The organism is Sphingopyxis sp. SCN 67-31, assembly GCF_001725095.1.
Genome location: NZ_MEFH01000018.1, coordinates 40,901 through 57,968, shown reverse-complemented (window position 1 = coordinate 57,968; position 17,068 = coordinate 40,901). Strand labels below are relative to the sequence as shown.

The following is a 17,068-nucleotide window of genomic DNA, read 5'->3' as shown; positions in this document are numbered from 1 at the left end:
CGGTTCCGCCGTTCCGGCGCGTGAGGATTTTGAATGGACCCGCTTGCGTCATTGCGAGCGGAGCGAAGCAATCCAGGGCGGCATAAGTCCACTCTGGATTGCCGCGCGGCTCCGCCGCTCGCAATGACGGGTCGTTTGGGGGCGCCTTATCCCTCGCTCAATTCGCGATGACGATGCGCCAGCGTCCTACCCCTCGCGCCCCAGCCAGCGTTCGAGCACTGCGTCGGTGTCCTGTCCGACCGCGACCGGGGCGGGGCGGCGGATGCTGCCCGGCGTCGCCGACAGCTTCGGAAAGACGCCCTGCATGGTGACGGCCCCGAACTCGGCGTCGGGCACCGTGACCAGCGCCTCGCGCGCGGCGAAATGCGGGTCGGCCATCATCTCCTCGGCGTCATAGATGCGCCCGGCGGGGACGCTCGACTCGATCATCTTCGCTTCGAGTTCGGCGACGGTCAGCGTCGCGGTCCATTCGGTGATCAGCGCGTCGAGTTCCTCCTGATGCGCGCCGCGCGCGAGATGGGTCGCGTAGCGCGGGTCGGCCGCAAGTTCGGGCCGCCCCATCGCCGTGGCGAGGCGCGCGAAGATGGCGTCGCCGTTGGCGCCGATCAGATATTCGCCGTCGCGGCACGGATAGACGTTCGACGGCGCGATCCCCGGCAGGGTCGAACCGGTGCGCCGGCGCCGGGTGCCGCTGACCGAATAGTCGGACACGGTCGATTCCATCACCTGCAGCACGGCTTCGTAGAGCGCCGAATCGACGATCTGGCCCTCGCCCGTCCGCTCGCGGTGGTGGAGCGCGGCGAGCGCGCCCATGCAGCCGTAGGTCGCGGCGAGGGTGTCGCCGATCGAGACGCCCATGCGCGCGGGCGGCCGGTCGGGATAGCCGACGATGGCGCGCCACCCGCCCATCGCCTCGCCGATGCCGCCGAAGCCGGCGCGCGCCGCATAGGGGCCGGTCTGACCGTAACCCGACACGCGCACGACGATCAGCCGCGGGTTTGCGGCGCGCAGGTCGGCGGGGTCGAGATTCCATTTCTCGAGCGTGCCGGGCTTGAAATTCTCGATCAATATGTCGGCGCGGGCGGTCAGGTCGCGCGCCAGCTGCTGCCCCTCGTCCGACCGCAGGTCGCAGGCGACCGAATATTTGTTGCGCGCGATCACCCGCCACCAGCTCGGCTTGTCGCCCTGGCCCCAGTGGCGCATCGGGTCGCCGGTCCCGGGGGGTTCGAGCTTGACGATCTCGGCCCCCATGTCGCCGAGCAGCTGGCCGCAGAAGGGACCCGCGATCAGCTGTCCCATCTCGACGACGCGAATGCCGTCGAGCGGCCCCTTGCTCTTCCCCGTTGCAGTCATGATCTTCCTTTCGGCATCGATGTCGCTTCATGATAGGACGCCGGACGCGATCCGTCGTCCCCCCTTGGCCTCGATATACTTAGAGTGCTATGTATTTTTCAACCGCCAATGGGATGGCGAATGCGGAAAGGGCAGACGATGACGGGGTTTCGCAAGGTCGAGATGGTCGAGGTCGGGCCGCGCGACGGGCTGCAGAACGAGGCGGCGGTGGTCGCGACCGCCGACAAGGCCGAACTCGTCCGCCGCGCACTGGCCTATGGGGTGCGGCGCATCGAGGTGACGAGCTTCGTCAACCCGAAGAAGGTGCCGCAGCTCGCCGACGCCGAGGAACTGGTGGCGCTGCTCCCCGACCGCGACGACGTCACCTACATCGGGTTGGTGCTCAACCGGCGCGGCGCCGAGCGCGCGCTGGCGACCGGGCGGATCGACGAGCTGGGCGCGGTGTGCGTGACGAGCGATACGTTCGGAATCCGCAACCAGGGACAGAGTTCGGCCGAATCGCTGGCGGCGGCGGCCGAGATCGTCGGGCTGGCGAAAGCGGCGGGGCGCGGCGGCCAGATCACCATCGCGACCGCCTTCGGCTGCCCGTTCGAGGGCGAGATCGCCGCGGCGCGCGTCGTCGAGATGGCGAAGCGCGCCGCCGACGCGGCGCCGCGCGAGGTCGCGCTCGCCGACACGATCGGCGTCGGCGTCCCGGCGCAGGTCGCCGAACTGGTGGGCCGGGTGCGCGAGGCGATCGCGCCGCTGCCGGTGCGCGTGCATTTCCACAATACGCGGGGATCGGGGCTCGCCAATGTCTGGGCGGCGGTCGGCGAGGGCGCGGCGAGCGTCGACGCGGCGCTCGGCGGCCTCGGCGGCTGCCCCTTCGCGCCGGGCGCGGCGGGCAATGTCGCGACCGAGGATGTCGCCTATATGCTCGAACGCAGCGGCGTCGCGACCGGGCTCGCGCTGCCGGGAGCGGTCGAGGCGGCGGGCTGGTTCACCGGCGTGATGGGCCGGCCGCTGCCCGCGATGGTCAGCAAGGCGCCTGTCTTTCCGCCCCCCGCCGCCTGAGCGCGGCGCGCGCTAGGACGGATCGACCTTGACGGTCCAGCCGCCGCGGCGCGACCGCTGGGGCGGCGCGAAGCGTGCCGATGCGCCGAGCCGGTCGCTGAGCGCCTCCAGCCGCTCGGCGATCGACCGCGCCGACGCGGCGGATGCCAGCCGCGGGCTGCCCCGCACGCGCCGCCCCGCGTGGACGAGCCCGTGGGCGTCGAGCTGGACCGGGACCAGCCGCGTCGCCGCGACCCGGCCGCCGACAAGGTCGAGTTCGGCGATCGCCGATTGCCACGCCTCGGGACCATAGGCGCCGTCGGGCTTTTCGGACTGGAATATGAAGGACGACAGTCCGTGGAACAGCGGCACGCCGCGATGAAATTCCATGCCTTGCAGTTCGGGAACGCCGTGCGCGACGAAGGTCGCGGCGCCCGCGTCGACGGCGCGCCGCGCCAGATCGCGCTGCCACGCCGGCGTGTCCGACTTGCGCGGCTCCCAATAATGATTGTGAAGATAGGCGATCACCGTCGCGCCGCCGCTCGCGGCGAAGCGGATGGCGCCGAGATAGCGTTCGACGTCGGCCGCGAACAGCGCCCCGCCTAGTTCGCGCCGCAACTCGTTGACGCCCGGCCGCGTCGCGGTCGCCGCGGCGCCGTCGCGGATCGCGCCCGCCGCCGCCGCGACCAGCGCGACCCGCCCCGCGACGCCCGGCGCGCTGGCCTGCGCCAGGTCGCGGCCCGTCCCGGCAAAGGCCAGCCCGCGCGCCCGCAACGCCTCGATCGTCGACACGATGCCGCCGGTGTCGAGGTCCCAGGCATGGTTGTTCGATGTCGCGACGATATTGACGCCGATCGCCTGCAGGCAGTCGATCACCTCCGGTTCGGCGACATGGAGCACCTCGCTGTCCGCCGGGCGCGTCGACCGGCCGGCCAGCGGTCCGCCGATCACCGTTTCGAGGTCGGTGAAGACCAAATCGCGTCCCGCCAGTATCCGCCGGAATTCGCCCAGGCCCCGCCAGCCGATCCGACGCAGATCGGTCTTGATCAGCGATTGGCCGAGCAGACTGATGCGCAGCGGGCGACGCCCGGCTCCCGCCACGACCGGCAGGAATATCAGGGGAAAACCTGCCTTCAGCAGCCGCCGCCGCGTTGGCGTATCGAAACCGGTCGACCCCATGACTCGTCCCCCTTTGATATCAGCCATACAAAGATTGTTTGGATCGGGGCAATCTCATGCACTTTCGTTATGACTGCATCCGCGAGTGTCATAATATTTTTCGCCGCCGCGCTTCCTCCTAAGCCGATGCACGAATCACAAACCTGGGGGACATCATGATCATCGCATCCGCTCGCTTCGCTCGGCGCCGTCATCTGGCCAAACTGGCCGCCGCCGCTGGAATCAGCCTCGGCGCCCTGGCCTGGCCGACGCTCGCGCAGGCGCAGGCATCGGGCGATGAAGCCGCCACGGCATCGGGCGGCGGCGACATCATCGTCACCGGGTCGCGCATCGGGCGCAAGGATGCCGATTCGGTCGGGCCGATCCTGACGCTGACGTCGGAGGACATCATCAAGTCGGGCACCTCGTCGATCGGCGACCTGCTCCAGAAGCTGCCGTCGGCGGGGGTCAGCCTCAATTCGAACGGCACGCAGGGCACCTCCTACGGCGCAAGCTCGATCAACCTGCGCTATCTGGGCGGCGCGGAGGGCAGCGGCAATCGCGTCCTCGTGCTCGTCGACGGCCATCGCTGGGTCGACGGCGTCGGCCAGCGCGGCTTCCGCGACTTCGTCGATCTCAACACCATGCCGCAGGGGATGATCGACGGCATCGAGATATTGAAGGACGGCGCCTCGGCGATCTACGGCGCCGACGCGATCGCGGGCGTCGTCAACATCAAGACGGTGCAGCCGTTCGACGGGTTGCGCGGGTCGGTCCGCGCCGGAATCACCAGCCATGGCGACGGCGCCGAACTGGGGGGCAAGCTGACGGTCGGCAAGACATGGGACCGCGCCTCGATCATCCTGTCGGGCAGCTATTCCCGGACGCGCGCGATCCGCACCGACGCGCGCAAGCTGACGACGCGGACGCTGGTGCCGCAGACCGCGGTCGGCAACAATCCCAACGGCCTGTTCATCCTGCCCGGTCTCGCGAACAACGGCTATTTCGGCACCGCGGCGGGATTCGCCAGCTCCGCCAATCCGATCGTGCTCAATCCGGGCGCGGCGATCGGCGCGGGCAATCTGGCCGACAATGCCTTTCACGTCGGCGCGCTGCCGGGCGACGCCTACAACACGCAGGCGCAGGGCATCTATTCGGCGGGGCCGTCGGAACGCTACGGCGTCTATGGCCGCTTCGACTATGAACTGGCCGACGACGTCACGATCCGGATCGACGGTGTCTACAACCGGCGCAAGTCGAACCAGCTTTTCTCGCCCGTCCTGCTCGACGTCGGCGGCACCGCGGGAACGGTGCGCGGCTTCGCGATCCCGAACAATCAGGCGTATAATCCCTTCGGCACCGCCAACGGCGTGCCGGCCGCCAATGCGCTCGCCTTCGGCGCCAACAGCGCGTGGCGCATCCGCAAGGTGATGACCGACGTCGGCAACCGTAACAATGTGCAGGATGTCGAGACGATTCGTCTGTCGGTCGGCGTCGACGGCAGCGTCGCGATCGGCGGCGGCGAATGGCGCTGGGACGTCTTCGGTTCCTATGCGAAGAACAGCATCCACACGATGGCGGAAAACGGCATCAACTACGATAATCTGTTCCTCGGCCTCGGCTCGCCAGCGACCTGCGCCGCGACGGCGGGCTGCGTGCCGATCAACCTCTTCGCCCCGATGACCGAGGCGCAGGCGGCCTATATCCGCTATACGACGCGCGAGTATAACCGCACCGAACTCTACAACGCCGCCTTCAACGTCACCGGCAACCTGTTCGACCTGCCCGCGGGGCCCGTCGCGCTCGCGGTCGGCTACGAATATCGCCAGAACCGCGGCTTCGACGCCCCCGACGCCTACGTCAACGCCGCGTCGCGTTTCCTGGCGTCGCAATATGCGACGACAACCTCGCAGACGCGCACCGCGACGGTCGGCAGCTATGACCTGCACGAGGCCTATGCCGAGCTCAACGTGCCGATCTTCCGCGACCAGCCCTTCGCCGAAAGCCTCGAACTGAGCCTGGCCGGCCGCTATTCGGACTATTCGACCGTCGGCAACAAGGTGACGCTGAAGGCCGGCGTCGGCTATCGTCCGATCGAGGACATATTGTTCCGCGGCACCTATTCGCAGGGCTTCCGCGCGCCGTCGATCCTCGAACTCTATCAGGGCGCGCGCCAGACGAGCTTCCAGGGCAACGATCCCTGCAACGGCGGCGCGGCGGCCAATCCGGGGCTGCCCGGCTGCGCGGGCGTGCCGGCGGGCTACAACCAGATCAACTATAATCTCAACGGCCTGATTCCCGGCGTGATCAGCGGCAACACCAGCCTGAAGCCCGAAACCGCCGATACGTTCAGCGCCGGGGTCGCCATCTCACCGCGCGGCGTGCGCGGGCTGTCGCTGACGGTCGATTACTACAAGATCAAGATCAAGGACGCGATCGCGTCGCAGACGCCGACCCAGATCATGCAGCTTTGCGCGGTGCGCGGCGGCGTCTTCTGCGACCTCGTCAGCCGCGACGCGGGAACCGGCGCGATCCTCGAACTGCTGCAGGGCGCGCAGAACCTCAACTCGATCACCACCGACGGGGTCGACGCGACGCTGCGCTACGATTTCAGCACGGGCATCGGGCGCATCTCGGCGGTGGTCGACGCCTCCTGGCTCCATTCGTTCAAGACGACCGCGCCCAATCCGGCGGGCGGCGCCCCGATCGTCGACGAACGCGCGGGGCGTGGCGATTCGCCGCGCGCGACCTATCCGCACTGGAAGGGACAGGCCTCGCTCGGCTGGACCGGCGACACTGCCGACGCGACGCTGCGCGCGCGCTACATCGGCCCGACCACCGACGTCGTGAACGCGGTCAAGGATGCGCGGACGCGGTCGATCGTCTACACCGACCTCGAAATCGGCTTCGCCATCGCCGACGACGCGGCGCGGTTCAGCCTGGGGGTCAACAACCTGTTCGACAAGGCGCCGCCGGCTTCCTACGCCAATGCACCGATCAACTACGACATCTATACCTATGACGCGCGTGGCCGCTTCCTCTACGCCAGCTTCTCGGTGAAGATGTGATCGGACGGCCGCGCCGGAACCCCGGCGCGGCCACCGGAACGGGATTGCGGGGCGGGTCGGCGATGCCAGCGAACAGCAAGACGCAGAAATGGCTCGACCGGGTCGAGCGCTGGGGCAATGCCCTTCCCGACCCGGTCTTCATCTTCCTCGGCCTGATCGCGCTGCTCGTCGCGGTGTCGGTCGCGGCGGCACAGCTGGGCTGGAGTGCGGTCCACCCGGTCACGGGCGCGACCCTGACCGCCAGCAGCCTGCTGTCGGCCGAAAATGTCCGCAAGCTGCTGACCCTGATGCCCGAGACGATGGCGGATTTCCCGCCGCTGGGGCTGATCCTGGTCGTCATGCTCGGCGCGGCGGTCGCCGAGCGGTCGGGGCTGTTCACCGCGCTGATGACGCGCGCGATGCGGGGCGTGTCGAACCGCTTCCTCAGCCCCGCCATCTTCCTGATCGGCCTGCTGTCGCATCAGGCGGCCGACGCCGCCTATGTCGTGCTGATCCCGCTCGCGGCGATCATCTTCGCGGCGGCGGGGCGGCATCCGTTCGCGGGCATCGCGATCGCCTATGCCGGCATTTCGGGCGCCTTCGCCGCCAATCTGCTGCCGGGACAATTCGACGTGCTGATGCTGGGGATCACCAAATCGGCGGCGGCGCTGCTGGGCCCGGCCCCGATGCTCAATCCGCTCGGCAACTGGTATTTCACCGCGGCGCTCGGCCTGATCCTGATCCCGATCACCTGGCTGGTGAACGACCGCATCGTCGAACCGCGGCTCGGCGTCTGGACCGATCCGCCGCCCGAAGGCGACATGGAGGATGCGGCCGACCCAGCGAGCCAGCGAAAGGGCCTGCGCCGCGCCGGGATCGCGGCGCTCGTCATCGCCCTTGCCTTCGCGGCGCTGGCGCTGTGGCCTGGCTATAGCCCACTGATCGATGCGGGTGCGACGGGGCCGGCGCGCCTCGAACCCTTCTATTCCTCGCTCGTCGCGGGCTTCATGCTGCTCTTTCTCGTCTGCGGCTGGATTTATGGCGCCGCGGTCGGCACGGTCCGCTCGCACCGCGACGTCGTGAAGATGATGACCGGCGGGCTGGCGACGATGACCCCGTTCCTCGTCATCGCCTTCTTCGCCGCCCATTTCATCGCGATGTTCGCCTGGTCGAACCTCGGCCCGGTGATGGCGATCAACGGCGCCGACTGGCTGCGCGCGCAGCAGCTCGCGACGCCTGTGATGCTGATCCTGCTGCTGCTGATGTCGTCGGTGTTCGACCTCGTCATCGGGTCGGCGTCGGCGAAGTGGAGCGCGATGGCACCGATCGTCGTGCCGATGCTGATGCTGCTCGGCGTCTCGCCCGAGATGACGACCGCGGCCTATCGGATGGGCGATTCGATCTTCAACATCGTCACCCCCGTCGCGTCGAACTTCGTGCTGGTGCTGGTCCTCGCCCAGCGCTGGCGCGCCGATTTCGGCGTCGGGTCGCTGATCGCGCTGATGCTGCCCTTCTCGATCGCCATCGGGCTGACAGGACTGTGTCTCGTCGGCCTGTGGACCGGCCTCGAACTGCCGGTCGGGCCGGGCGCTCCGGCCACTTATGCGATGCCGCTTCCGTGACCGGCGTCCTCATCCCGAACGTCATGGTGCCGATGCGCGACGGCGTCCGTCTCGCCACCGACGTCTATCTTCCCGATGGCGCGATCGACGCCCCGCTGCCGGTGCTGCTCGAACGCACCCCCTATGACAAGCGCGGCACCAACCATGCCGACTTCTCCGTCGCCGACGAAGTGCCGCTTTCGAAGCCGGAGATCGCGCGGATCTTCGCGGCGAACGGCTATGCCTTCGTGCTTCAGGACTGCCGCGGCCGCTATGCCTCCGAAGGCATGTTCCGCAAATATCTGTCGGAGGCGGAGGACGGCGCCGACACGCTCGCCTGGATCATGCGCCAACCGTGGTGCAACGGCCGGATCGGCACGCTCGGCCTGTCCTACAGCGCGCATGTCCAGGCGGCGCTTGCGACGCTCGACCCGCCCGGTCTCGCCGCGATGTTCCTCGATTCGGGCGGCTTTTCGAGCGCCTATCACAGCGGCATCCGTCAGGGCGGCGCCTATGAGCTCAAGCAGCTCACCTGGGCGCTGAAACACGCGCAGCTCGCGCCCGAGACGATGGCCGATCCCGCGCGCCGCGCGGCGCTCGAGGCCGTCGACATCCGCCGGTGGATCGGGGTCGAGAAATGGCGGCCCGGCCATTCGCCGATCAGCGCCGCCCCCGAATATGAGGATTTCATTCTCGAACAATGGAATGAGGAGGGGTTCTCCGACTTCTGGAAACAGCGCGGCATCTATGCCCGCGGCTGGTACGACGCCTTCGCCGACGTGCCGATGGTGCACATGTCGAGCTGGTACGATCCCTACGCGCTGACCGCGGTCGAGAATTTCGTCGGGCTGTCGCAGCGCAAGCGCGGCCTGGTGAAGCTGATCATGGGGCCGTGGACCCACGGCAAGCGCTCGCTCACCTGGTCCGGCGATGCCGATTTCGGCCCGCAATCGACGCTCGATCATCTGTTCGGCGACTATGTCGCGCTGCGCCGGCGCTGGTTCGACCGCCACCTGAAACGGGAGGGCGCCGATCCGCTGCCCGAACCCGTCTATCTGTTCACCATGGGCGGCGGGTCGGGGCGGCGGCTGCCGAGCGGGCGGCTCGACCACGGCGGGCGCTGGCGCACCGCGCCGGCATGGCCGCCGCCCGACATGGCGATGACGCCCTTCCACCTGCATCCCGACGGCGGCCTCCGCGCACAGCCTCCGGCCGAGCCGGGCCGCCGCAGCTTCGTCCACAATCCGCGTCATCCAGTGCCGACGATCGGCGGCGCCATCGCGTCGGGCGCGCCGGTGATGGAGGCGGGCGGCTACGATCAGCGCGAGGGTCCGGCCTTCTTCGGCGCCCGCGAACCATGGCGGCCGCTCGCCGAGCGGTCCGATCTGCTCGTCTTCGAAACCCCGGCGCTCGATACCGACGTCGAACTGACGGGACAGGCGGTCGCCGATCTGTTCGTGAGCTCGACCGCCGCCGACACCGACATTACGATCAAAATCGTTGATGTTTATCCGTCGAGCGCCGACTATCCGGACGGCTATGCGCTCAATATCGCGCACGGCATCTTGCGGATGCGGTTCCGGGATTCGTTCGAGGCGCCCGAACCGATGGAGCCCGGAAAGGTCTATCGCGTGCGGATCGCCTCTTTCCCGATGAGTAACCTGTTCGCGAAGGGGCATCGCATCCGCGTCGAGATCGCGGGCAGCAATTTCCCGCATTTCGACATCAACCCCAATGTCGACTGGCGCGTGCCCGGCCTGTCGCCGGTCGCGGCCGAAAACAGCGTGCATCTGGGGCCGCGCGCGGGATCGCGCCTCCTGCTGCCCGTCGTCCCTGCAAGGGCGGGCTGAGGGTGCGCAAGCCGCTGGCACCCGCGGGGGTCGAGCCCGACAAGGATGTCAGCTTCCGCGCGCTGCGCGTCTTTGCCGAGATCATGCGAACCGGTTCGGCGACCGCCGCCGGCAAGCGGCTTTCGCTGTCGCAGCCCGCGGTCAGCCGCCTGATCGCGCAGCTTGAGGCGCAGGTGGGCTTCGACCTCTTCTATCGCGACCGCGGCAAGCTGGTTCCCACCGCCGACGGCGTCAAGCTGCTGCAGGAGGTCGAACTGACGCTCGCCAGCCTCGACCGCTTCAACAGCCTGGTGCGCGACATCGCGGGCTATTCGGCCGGAACCGTTCGCATCGTCGCGCCGCCGAGCTTTGCCGAAGGGGTGCTGCCCGACATCGTCTCCCGCTTTCGCGAGCGCTTTCCGGGGGTCGAATTCAACATCGATTCGCGCAGTGTCGAAACCGCGCGGACGATGATCGCGATGCGCTACGTCGACTGCGGCTTCGTGAAGCTGCCGATCGACGAGAGCGATCTGGCGGTCGAGCGGATCGTGGCGAACGGTTCGGTGTGCGTGATGCGCCGCGATCATCCGCTGGCGGGGCTCGCCGCCGTCACGCCCGCCGACATCGGCCAGCATCCGCTGATCCTGCTCGGCGCCGGCCGCTATTGGCGCACGCAGGTCGATGCCGCCTTCGCGGCTTTCGGGCTGCGCCCGGTGGTCGCCATCGAAACGCACACCCACGGATCGGCGTGCGCGCTCGCGGCGCGCGGCAACGGCATGGCGATCCTGAATGCACTGCTCGTGAAGCCCTATCTGGACCCGGCGCTGGTCACGCGCCCCTTCGATCCGCCGATCACGCACGAATATGCCTTCGCCGTGTCGAACGTATCGCGCCCGTCGCGCCTGACCGAGGAATTCCGGAAAGAGGTCCGCCGCTATTTCGACGGCCGCGCGTCGCAGCCCGCTGGCTGAACGCGGATCACCGACGGGCCACGGCTACGGACCTGGGCTGGCCAGGTTACTGAGGCCCAGGATTTCTGAAACTGACGCCGAACTGACATGGACCGACGAGCAGATGTCAGCGGGACGGGTGCAATGGACCTTACGAGGGCGGGCGAGGTGGCCGCCTGTCGGAGGATCGGCGCCGCATGGGTCATGGCATTCGCATCGCGCTGCTTCTGTGGGCCGGGTCCGGCGCCATCGCGCCGGCGGCGGGGCAGGACGGCGGGGACGCTGGCAGCCCGGTTTACGACCAGCGCTTCTTCGACCGGACGCAACCCTCGAACGCTTACGAGATGGTGGCGCTGCTTCCGGCCTTCACGATCGCCGAAGGCAATGCGGACGTGCGCGGCTATTCGGGCGTTGCGGGCAATGTCCTGATCGACGGACAGCGCCCCGCCGGAAAGACCGACACGCTCGAAGCGGTCCTGAAGCGGCTTCCAGCGGCGCGCGTCGCCCGCATCGAACTGATACGCGCCGGGACGGCGGGCTACGACATGCAGGGCTATGCGCTGCTCGCCAACATCATCCTGGTGAAGACGGGCACGATCGGCGGCCGGATCGAGGCAGAGCAGGCGCTCTACCGGCACGGCCTGCGCGCGCCGCGCATTTCGGCGCAGGCGACGTTCGACGGGCGCGGGCGGGTGATCGACCTCTTCGCCACCGTCTATCGCGAGATCGATGACGAGCATGGTTTCGGCGTCCGCAACCGCTTTGCGAGCGACGGCACGCCGCTGCGCCTCGTCGATTATGCGCAGCCCGAGGGCGCCGACATCGCGCAGGCGACGCTCGCCTATCGCCAGCCGCTGCTCGGCGGGACGCTTCGTCTCAACGGGCTGATCCAGGACAAACGCAAATTCGCCGATATCGCCCATGCCGTCACTTTCCCCGCGCCCGATGCCATCGTCGGCAGCGAGCGCAAGCATGCGCAAACCTATGAAGCGGGCGTGCGCTACGAACGCGCGCTCGGTCCCGCGGACGATCTCGAGCTGGTCGGAAGCTATCGGTCGGTGGCGACGGTCGGCCTCGATCGCGAATCCACCGCGTCGGAAAGCAGCGTCTCGGACGAGCGGTCGAACGCCAGCGAAGCGATTCTGCGCGCCGCGCTCCGCCACCACCGGGGCGGCGCGACGATCGAGATCGGCGCCGAGGGCGCGGTTAACAGTCTCGATGGCCGGAATGCGTTGATAGAGGACGGCGAGCCGGTTCCGCTGCCCCAGGCCAACGTCCGGGTTGCCGAACGCCGCGCCGAATTGTTCGTGACCGCCAGCCGTCCGCTCGGCGCGCGGACCGTCGCGGAGTTCGGCATCAGATACGAAATGTCCCGCCTGTCGCAGACGGGCGACATCGACCTCGTCAAATCCTTCGCCTTCTGGAAACCGCGCGCGCGGCTCGTCTGGACGCCGACGCCGAACCGGACGTTTCGCCTGCTGGCCGAGCGCGCGGTCGGCCAGCTCGATTTCGACGATTTCGTCGGCGCCGCGTCCTTGACCAGCGGAACGATCAGCGCCGGCAATGCCGATCTGGAGCCCGACAGCCTCTGGCGCATCGAGCTGAGCTACGAACGCCGCTTCGGCGCCGGATCCGTCACCGTTGCCGCGCGCCGCGAATGGATATCCGATCTGGTCGACCAGCTTCCCGTCGTCGTCGATGGGACCCTGTACGACGCGGTCGGCAATATCGGCGCGGCACGCCGCGATACCGTCGAAGCGTCGCTCAAATGGCCGCTGGACGCGTTCGGCGCCAGGGGAGTCGTGGTGACTGCCGATCTCGTCGCGCGGCGCGGCCGGGCGACCGATCCCGCGACCGGCGAGCGGCGGCCCATCTCGGGCGACCTTCCGGTCGAGGCGCGGGTGGCGTTGACCCATGACATTCCGGCGTGGAAGCTGCGCTGGGGCGGCGGCTATGCCTTCGCGCGCACCGAGACCGCGTTCAAGGTCGAGGAGGTCGAGGCCGATCGTCTGGCCGGGCGGCTCGATCTGTTCATCGAATATCGCCCCGATGCGCGCTGGACGCTTCGCCTGTTCGGCCGGAATCTGACCGACAGCGCCGCGACGCGGACGCGCGACATCTATGCCGGCGTCCGCGGCGACGCCGCGCTGCGCTATCGCGAACTGCGGGTGCTGCGCAGCGGCCGCTCTATCGGGTTGACCGTCCAGCGCAGCTTCGGCGGATAGGCCCTATCCGCGCGGCGCGGCGATCCGGGCGAAATCGCTCCAGCTGCACGCGGTCGCCGCGACCGAATCGCCACACCCCGGAATGGGGAGATAGCGGCGGAACAGGGCATCGTCCGATCCCAGCGGTTCGAGGTTCCTCAGCTGGTCCATCGTCTGCGCGCGATAGAAAGCGCGGACATAGCGGTCGCCCCCGGCCGTGCTGACCAGTTCGAACCCCAGCGCGCTGCCGGGTGGAACTTCGTCGGCGGGGTAGCTCGGCACCTGCCAGTGCAGGTCGAAGAAGCCGCCGAGGTCGGCGACGTTGGTGTCGTGTCCGGCGAGCAACGTCAGCCGCGCCGGGCTCCGATCACCGAGCGCCGTGACGATCTCGTGCACGATGGGCGCGGCAGCGGCAGCAGCGATATAGCCGGGACGGTTCGAATAACGGAACTTGAGCGGGTGGAAGCGCAGCAATTGCTCGATCTCGGCGCGGCTCACGCGGCCCCAGCCGACTTCGGCCATCGGCTTGCCCTCCAGATATTCGAGCAGCAGCGTCTGGCTGGCCGTCGATGCGACGGCGAGCGGGCCTTCGAGATCGGGGCGATCGTGCGGCTGCGCGACCAGCCGGCTGGGTTCGGCGATGAGCTGACAGGCCGGCACCGCGCAATTCAGCACTTTCGCGAGCAGCGTCAGTTCGCCGCGGTGGCGTTCGGTCTCGGCGGCGAGTCCGCCTTCGGGCGCTTGCGCCAGCGCCGCGTCATAGGCGCGATTCCCGTCGAACGACGCCGGGCCGCTGTCGAGACCGTGAAAGATCGCGTCGTCGTCGGAACCGGCGGGGTGGGATATCGCCGCGGCGCAGCCGGGCATGAAGCCCGCCGCCCAGCTTCGCGCCGTTTCGATCGTGCGCTCCTTGTAACTCGCCTTCAGGGCGATCGTGCCGGGCGCGGGGCATCCGCCGGGGAACAGGCCGCGGGCGCCGAAATAGGCGCGGTCGCTTTCGCCGAGAAGCTTGACACCCGCCGCGCCGCGCGGCGTCAGCAGGCCGAAATCGACGGGCCAGCCGGACCATGTCTCGGACGAATAGCCCGGCGGGACGACGGCGGGCTTCGTCGGCGGACGGATGCCGTGCCGCATCAGCATTACGACCTTCTCCAGCTTCAGCGATGGCTGGCTGGCGGGTGGCGTATCGGCGCCCGGCCCGGGCGCGGCGCAGGCCGCCAGCAGTGCGGTGGATAACAGCAGGATGCGCTTCACGGGCCTCTCCATTGTGGAATAAATTTATCGACACTATATAAATAGGAAAATTTATTTCATCAATGCCATTTGCCGATCCGCCCGTGCGGTCGGTGATGTCAGCTTCCTATCAGCGGCCTTGTGGCAGGAAGGGCGTATGAAAAAGACACTTCTCCTTGCGGTCGCTGTGACCGCTCTCACCGTCCCCGTCGCGATCTCCGCAAAGGACAAGGATGACAAGGCCGACCAACGCGCGGCGAGCGCCGCGCTGGCGCGCGGCGAAATCCTGCCGATCACCCGCGTCCTGGCGATCGCGACCGAGCGCGTCCCGGGCGACGTGCTCAAGGTCAAGCTGGAACGCGAATCCTTCGGGTTCAAATATGAGGTGAAAATCCTGACCGGCGGCGGCAGGGTGCGCGAGGTCGAAATCGACGCCAGGACCGGCCGGGTGATCAAGATCGAGGATGATTGATGCGCGCATTGGTGGTCGAGGACGACCCGGTCGTCGCTTCCGAACTCGTCCGCGGGATGACCGCGGCGGGATTCGTCGTCGACCTTGCGGGTGACGGCCAGCAGGCGTGGTTCAACGGCGATGTCGAGGATTATGACGTCGCGATCGTCGACCTCGGCCTGCCGCGGCTCGACGGGCTGTCGGTGGTCCGGCGCTGGCGCGAGGCGGGACGGAATTTCCCGGTCCTGATCCTGTCGGCGCGGGGTGAATGGACCGACAAGGTTGCCGGGATCGAGGCGGGCGCCGACGATTATATGGCAAAGCCGTGGGCGATGGAGGAACTGGTGGCGCGCGTTCGCGGACTGATCCGCCGCGCCGCCGGACGGTCGAGCCCGATGATCGAGGCGGGGCCGCTGCGCATCGATACCCACCGGATGACCGCGACGCTCGACGGCGCGCTCGTCAAGCTCTCGCCGCTTGAGTATCGGCTTCTCGACTATCTCGCCCATCATGCCGGCCGCGCGGTGCCCGCAACCGAACTTTCCGATCATCTCTATGGCGACGCCGATACCGAAAACGCCAACGCGATCGAGGCGCTGATCGCGCGACTGCGGCGCAAGCTCGGCGCCGACACCATCCAGACCCGGCGCGGCTTCGGTTACGTCCTGCCGGCCGCCGCCGCGTGACGCGACGCTCGCTCCGGCTTCGGTTGATCACGGGGGCCGGTGTGGCGATCGCCCTGGCGCTGATCGTCGCCTGGTTCGCGATGACCTGGCTGTTCAATGGCCATGTCGAGCGGCGCGTCGAGGACGAACTGCTGGTTCAGGTGCGGCCGCTCCTCGCCGATCTGCAATTGGCCCATGGTGTGCCGGTTGCGGGGTCCGAGCCCGCCGATCCGCGCTTCGCGGTTCCAGCCGGTGGTCTCTACTGGCAGGCGTCGACCGCTGCCGGCGCGATCCGCTCGATTTCGCTTTGGGACAGTCATCTGCCGACCACCGTGTCGGCGCCCGCCGACCGGTGGCGGACTCGCCGCGCTGACGGCCCCTTTGGCCAGCAGCTGCTGTTGATGGAACGCGCGATTCGCCTGCAATCGCGGGAATCGCCGGTGATCGTTCAGCTCGGCTACGACCTCGCCAAGCTGGCTCCGGCGCAGCGCGAGTTCGGGCGCGAGATGGCGCTGTTCCTCGCATTGCTGTGGACCGTCCTCGCGCTTGCGGCCTGGGCGCAGGTTGGGCTGGGCCTCCGCCCGCTGCGGCGCGTCGGACAGGAGGTCGAGCGGCTGCGTCGCGATGCCGGGGCGCGTCTGGGCGGCGCCTATCCCCGTGAGCTGGCGCCGCTCACCGAATCGATCGATGCACTGGCCGACGCGCGCGAAGCCGATCTGGTGCGCGCCCGCCGCCGCGCCGCCGACCTTGCGCACGGACTCAAGACGCCGCTTGCCGCGCTTGCCGCGCAAAGTGCAAGGGTGCGCGAGAGCGGAGCGACGGCGATGGCCGATGGTCTCGATTCGTCGATCGCGGCGATGCGCGCGGCGATCGGCGGCGAACTGGCGCGGACGCGGATCAGCCTCGTTCCCGAAGGGCGCAGCACGATCGCGCTGCCGCTGATCGAGCGGCTCGTCGCGGTGATCGAGCAGACCGAGGCAGGCGAGCGCGTGGCTTTTTCGCTGGCCTGTGACGAAAGCGCGACGTTGCCGCTCGCGAGCGACGATGCCGCCGAACTGCTCGGCCCCCTGCTTGAGAATGCCGCGCGCCATGCGCGCCGCCTCGTCCGTGTCGCGGTCGAAGCGACCGGCGAGCGGCGGATGCTGGTCGTCGGCGACGACGGACCCGGTCTTGATGATGCGCAGCGCGAGGAAGCGATCCTGCGCGGCGCGCGCCTCGATTCGGGCGACGAAGGCCACGGGCTCGGCCTCGCCATCGCGCGCGAACTGGCCGAGGCGTCGGGCGGCGACCTGTCTCTCTCGCGCTCGCCGCTCGGCGGGCTTGAAGTCCGCGTCGGCTGGGCGCTATCCGCCTGATCCTTCCGTCAGCCCGGTGTCAGATCGCGCGCCGCGCCGCCCGTTGCCGCGCGTCTCCGCAAGCTATTGTGCAAGATATATTCTATTTGTCTTGCAATATAGAATAATTGTGCCATTATGCTGCCCGAACGAGCGCGGCAGGGAGCCGTGCCGGGGGAGGAGAGTCCATAATGACACGGCGGTTCGGACG

The 17,068-nt window shown here is 68.5% G+C and carries 12 protein-coding genes; 9 read left to right on the top strand and 3 right to left on the bottom strand.

Features of this window, described 5'->3' with window-relative positions; all coding sequences use genetic code 11:
- Positions 1-186: 186 nt before the first annotated feature.
- Positions 187-1,353, bottom strand: a complete 1,167-nt coding sequence (locus ABS88_RS03360) for a CaiB/BaiF CoA transferase family protein (RefSeq protein WP_076073479.1) — start codon at positions 1,351-1,353, stop codon at positions 187-189.
- Positions 1,354-1,491: 138 nt separating this feature from the next.
- On the opposite strand from ABS88_RS03360, the gene ABS88_RS03355 reads away from it, so the two are divergent.
- The gene (locus ABS88_RS03355; protein ID WP_076077438.1) at positions 1,492-2,406 is read left to right on the top strand and encodes a hydroxymethylglutaryl-CoA lyase; all 915 of its coding nucleotides are present in this window, start codon (positions 1,492-1,494) and stop codon (positions 2,404-2,406) included.
- Positions 2,407-2,418: 12 nt separating this feature from the next.
- On the opposite strand, the gene ABS88_RS03350 is transcribed toward ABS88_RS03355, so the two are convergent.
- The gene (locus ABS88_RS03350; protein WP_158682365.1) at positions 2,419-3,564 is read right to left on the bottom strand and encodes a CapA family protein; all 1,146 of its coding nucleotides are present in this window, start codon (positions 3,562-3,564) and stop codon (positions 2,419-2,421) included.
- A 155-nt stretch (positions 3,565-3,719) separates the two neighbouring features.
- Here ABS88_RS03350 and ABS88_RS03345 point away from each other — a divergent pair, with 155 nt between their 5' ends.
- From ABS88_RS03345 to ABS88_RS03325, 5 genes are all read left to right on the top strand, one after another.
- Positions 3,720-6,611, top strand: a complete 2,892-nt coding sequence (locus ABS88_RS03345) for a TonB-dependent receptor (RefSeq protein ID WP_076073481.1) — start codon at positions 3,720-3,722, stop codon at positions 6,609-6,611.
- A 62-nt stretch (positions 6,612-6,673) separates the two neighbouring features.
- Complete coding sequence (locus tag ABS88_RS03340) at positions 6,674-8,212, top strand: AbgT family transporter (RefSeq protein WP_067106813.1); 1,539 nt, start codon at positions 6,674-6,676, stop codon at positions 8,210-8,212.
- Positions 8,209-10,041, top strand: a complete 1,833-nt coding sequence (locus ABS88_RS03335; protein ID WP_199775035.1) for a CocE/NonD family hydrolase — start codon at positions 8,209-8,211, stop codon at positions 10,039-10,041. Before ABS88_RS03340 ends, ABS88_RS03335 begins: the two co-directional genes overlap by 4 nt.
- A 2-nt stretch (positions 10,042-10,043) precedes the next feature.
- On the top strand, positions 10,044-10,991 hold the full coding sequence (locus ABS88_RS03330) for a LysR family transcriptional regulator (protein WP_199775036.1): 948 nt from the start codon (positions 10,044-10,046) through the stop codon (positions 10,989-10,991).
- 176 nt (positions 10,992-11,167) lie between these two features.
- Complete coding sequence (locus tag ABS88_RS03325) at positions 11,168-13,195, top strand: TonB-dependent receptor plug domain-containing protein (protein ID WP_104960231.1); 2,028 nt, start codon at positions 11,168-11,170, stop codon at positions 13,193-13,195.
- A gap of 3 nt (positions 13,196-13,198) precedes the next feature.
- Here the strand turns inward: ABS88_RS03325 and ABS88_RS03320 are convergent, their stop codons facing one another.
- Positions 13,199-14,428: a histidine-type phosphatase gene (locus ABS88_RS03320; protein WP_286749057.1), complete on the bottom strand. Its 1,230-nt coding sequence runs from the start codon at positions 14,426-14,428 to the stop codon at positions 13,199-13,201.
- 136 nt (positions 14,429-14,564) lie between these two features.
- On the opposite strand from ABS88_RS03320, the gene ABS88_RS03315 reads away from it, so the two are divergent.
- From ABS88_RS03315 to ABS88_RS03305, 3 genes are read left to right on the top strand one after another with little or no spacing between them, the layout of a single operon-like run.
- On the top strand, positions 14,565-14,879 hold the full coding sequence (locus ABS88_RS03315; RefSeq protein ID WP_067106825.1) for a PepSY domain-containing protein: 315 nt from the start codon (positions 14,565-14,567) through the stop codon (positions 14,877-14,879).
- Positions 14,879-15,544, top strand: a complete 666-nt coding sequence (locus ABS88_RS03310) for a response regulator transcription factor (protein WP_067106828.1) — start codon at positions 14,879-14,881, stop codon at positions 15,542-15,544. The genes ABS88_RS03315 and ABS88_RS03310 overlap by 1 nt, the downstream gene beginning before the upstream one ends.
- A 41-nt stretch (positions 15,545-15,585) precedes the next feature.
- Positions 15,586-16,878: a sensor histidine kinase gene (locus ABS88_RS03305; RefSeq protein WP_199775037.1), complete on the top strand. Its 1,293-nt coding sequence runs from the start codon at positions 15,586-15,588 to the stop codon at positions 16,876-16,878.
- Positions 16,879-17,068: the final 190 nt, after the last annotated feature.

Bases quoted from the DNA above. Each gene is read 5' to 3' on its own strand.
- ABS88_RS03310 (WP_067106828.1), top strand. From the start codon at position 14,879: ATGCGCGCATTGGTGGTCGAGGACGACCCGGTCGTCGCTTCCGAACTC.
- ABS88_RS03315 (WP_067106825.1), top strand. From the start codon at position 14,565: ATGAAAAAGACACTTCTCCTTGCGGTCGCTGTGACCGCTCTCACCGTC.
- ABS88_RS03350 (WP_158682365.1), bottom strand. From the start codon at position 3,564: ATGGGGTCGACCGGTTTCGATACGCCAACGCGGCGGCGGCTGCTGAAG.
- ABS88_RS03355 (WP_076077438.1), top strand. From the start codon at position 1,492: ATGACGGGGTTTCGCAAGGTCGAGATGGTCGAGGTCGGGCCGCGCGAC.
- ABS88_RS03360 (WP_076073479.1), bottom strand. From the start codon at position 1,353: ATGACTGCAACGGGGAAGAGCAAGGGGCCGCTCGACGGCATTCGCGTC.
- ABS88_RS03340 (WP_067106813.1), top strand. From the start codon at position 6,674: ATGCCAGCGAACAGCAAGACGCAGAAATGGCTCGACCGGGTCGAGCGC.
- ABS88_RS03325 (WP_104960231.1), top strand. From the start codon at position 11,168: ATGGGTCATGGCATTCGCATCGCGCTGCTTCTGTGGGCCGGGTCCGGC.
- ABS88_RS03345 (WP_076073481.1), top strand. From the start codon at position 3,720: ATGATCATCGCATCCGCTCGCTTCGCTCGGCGCCGTCATCTGGCCAAA.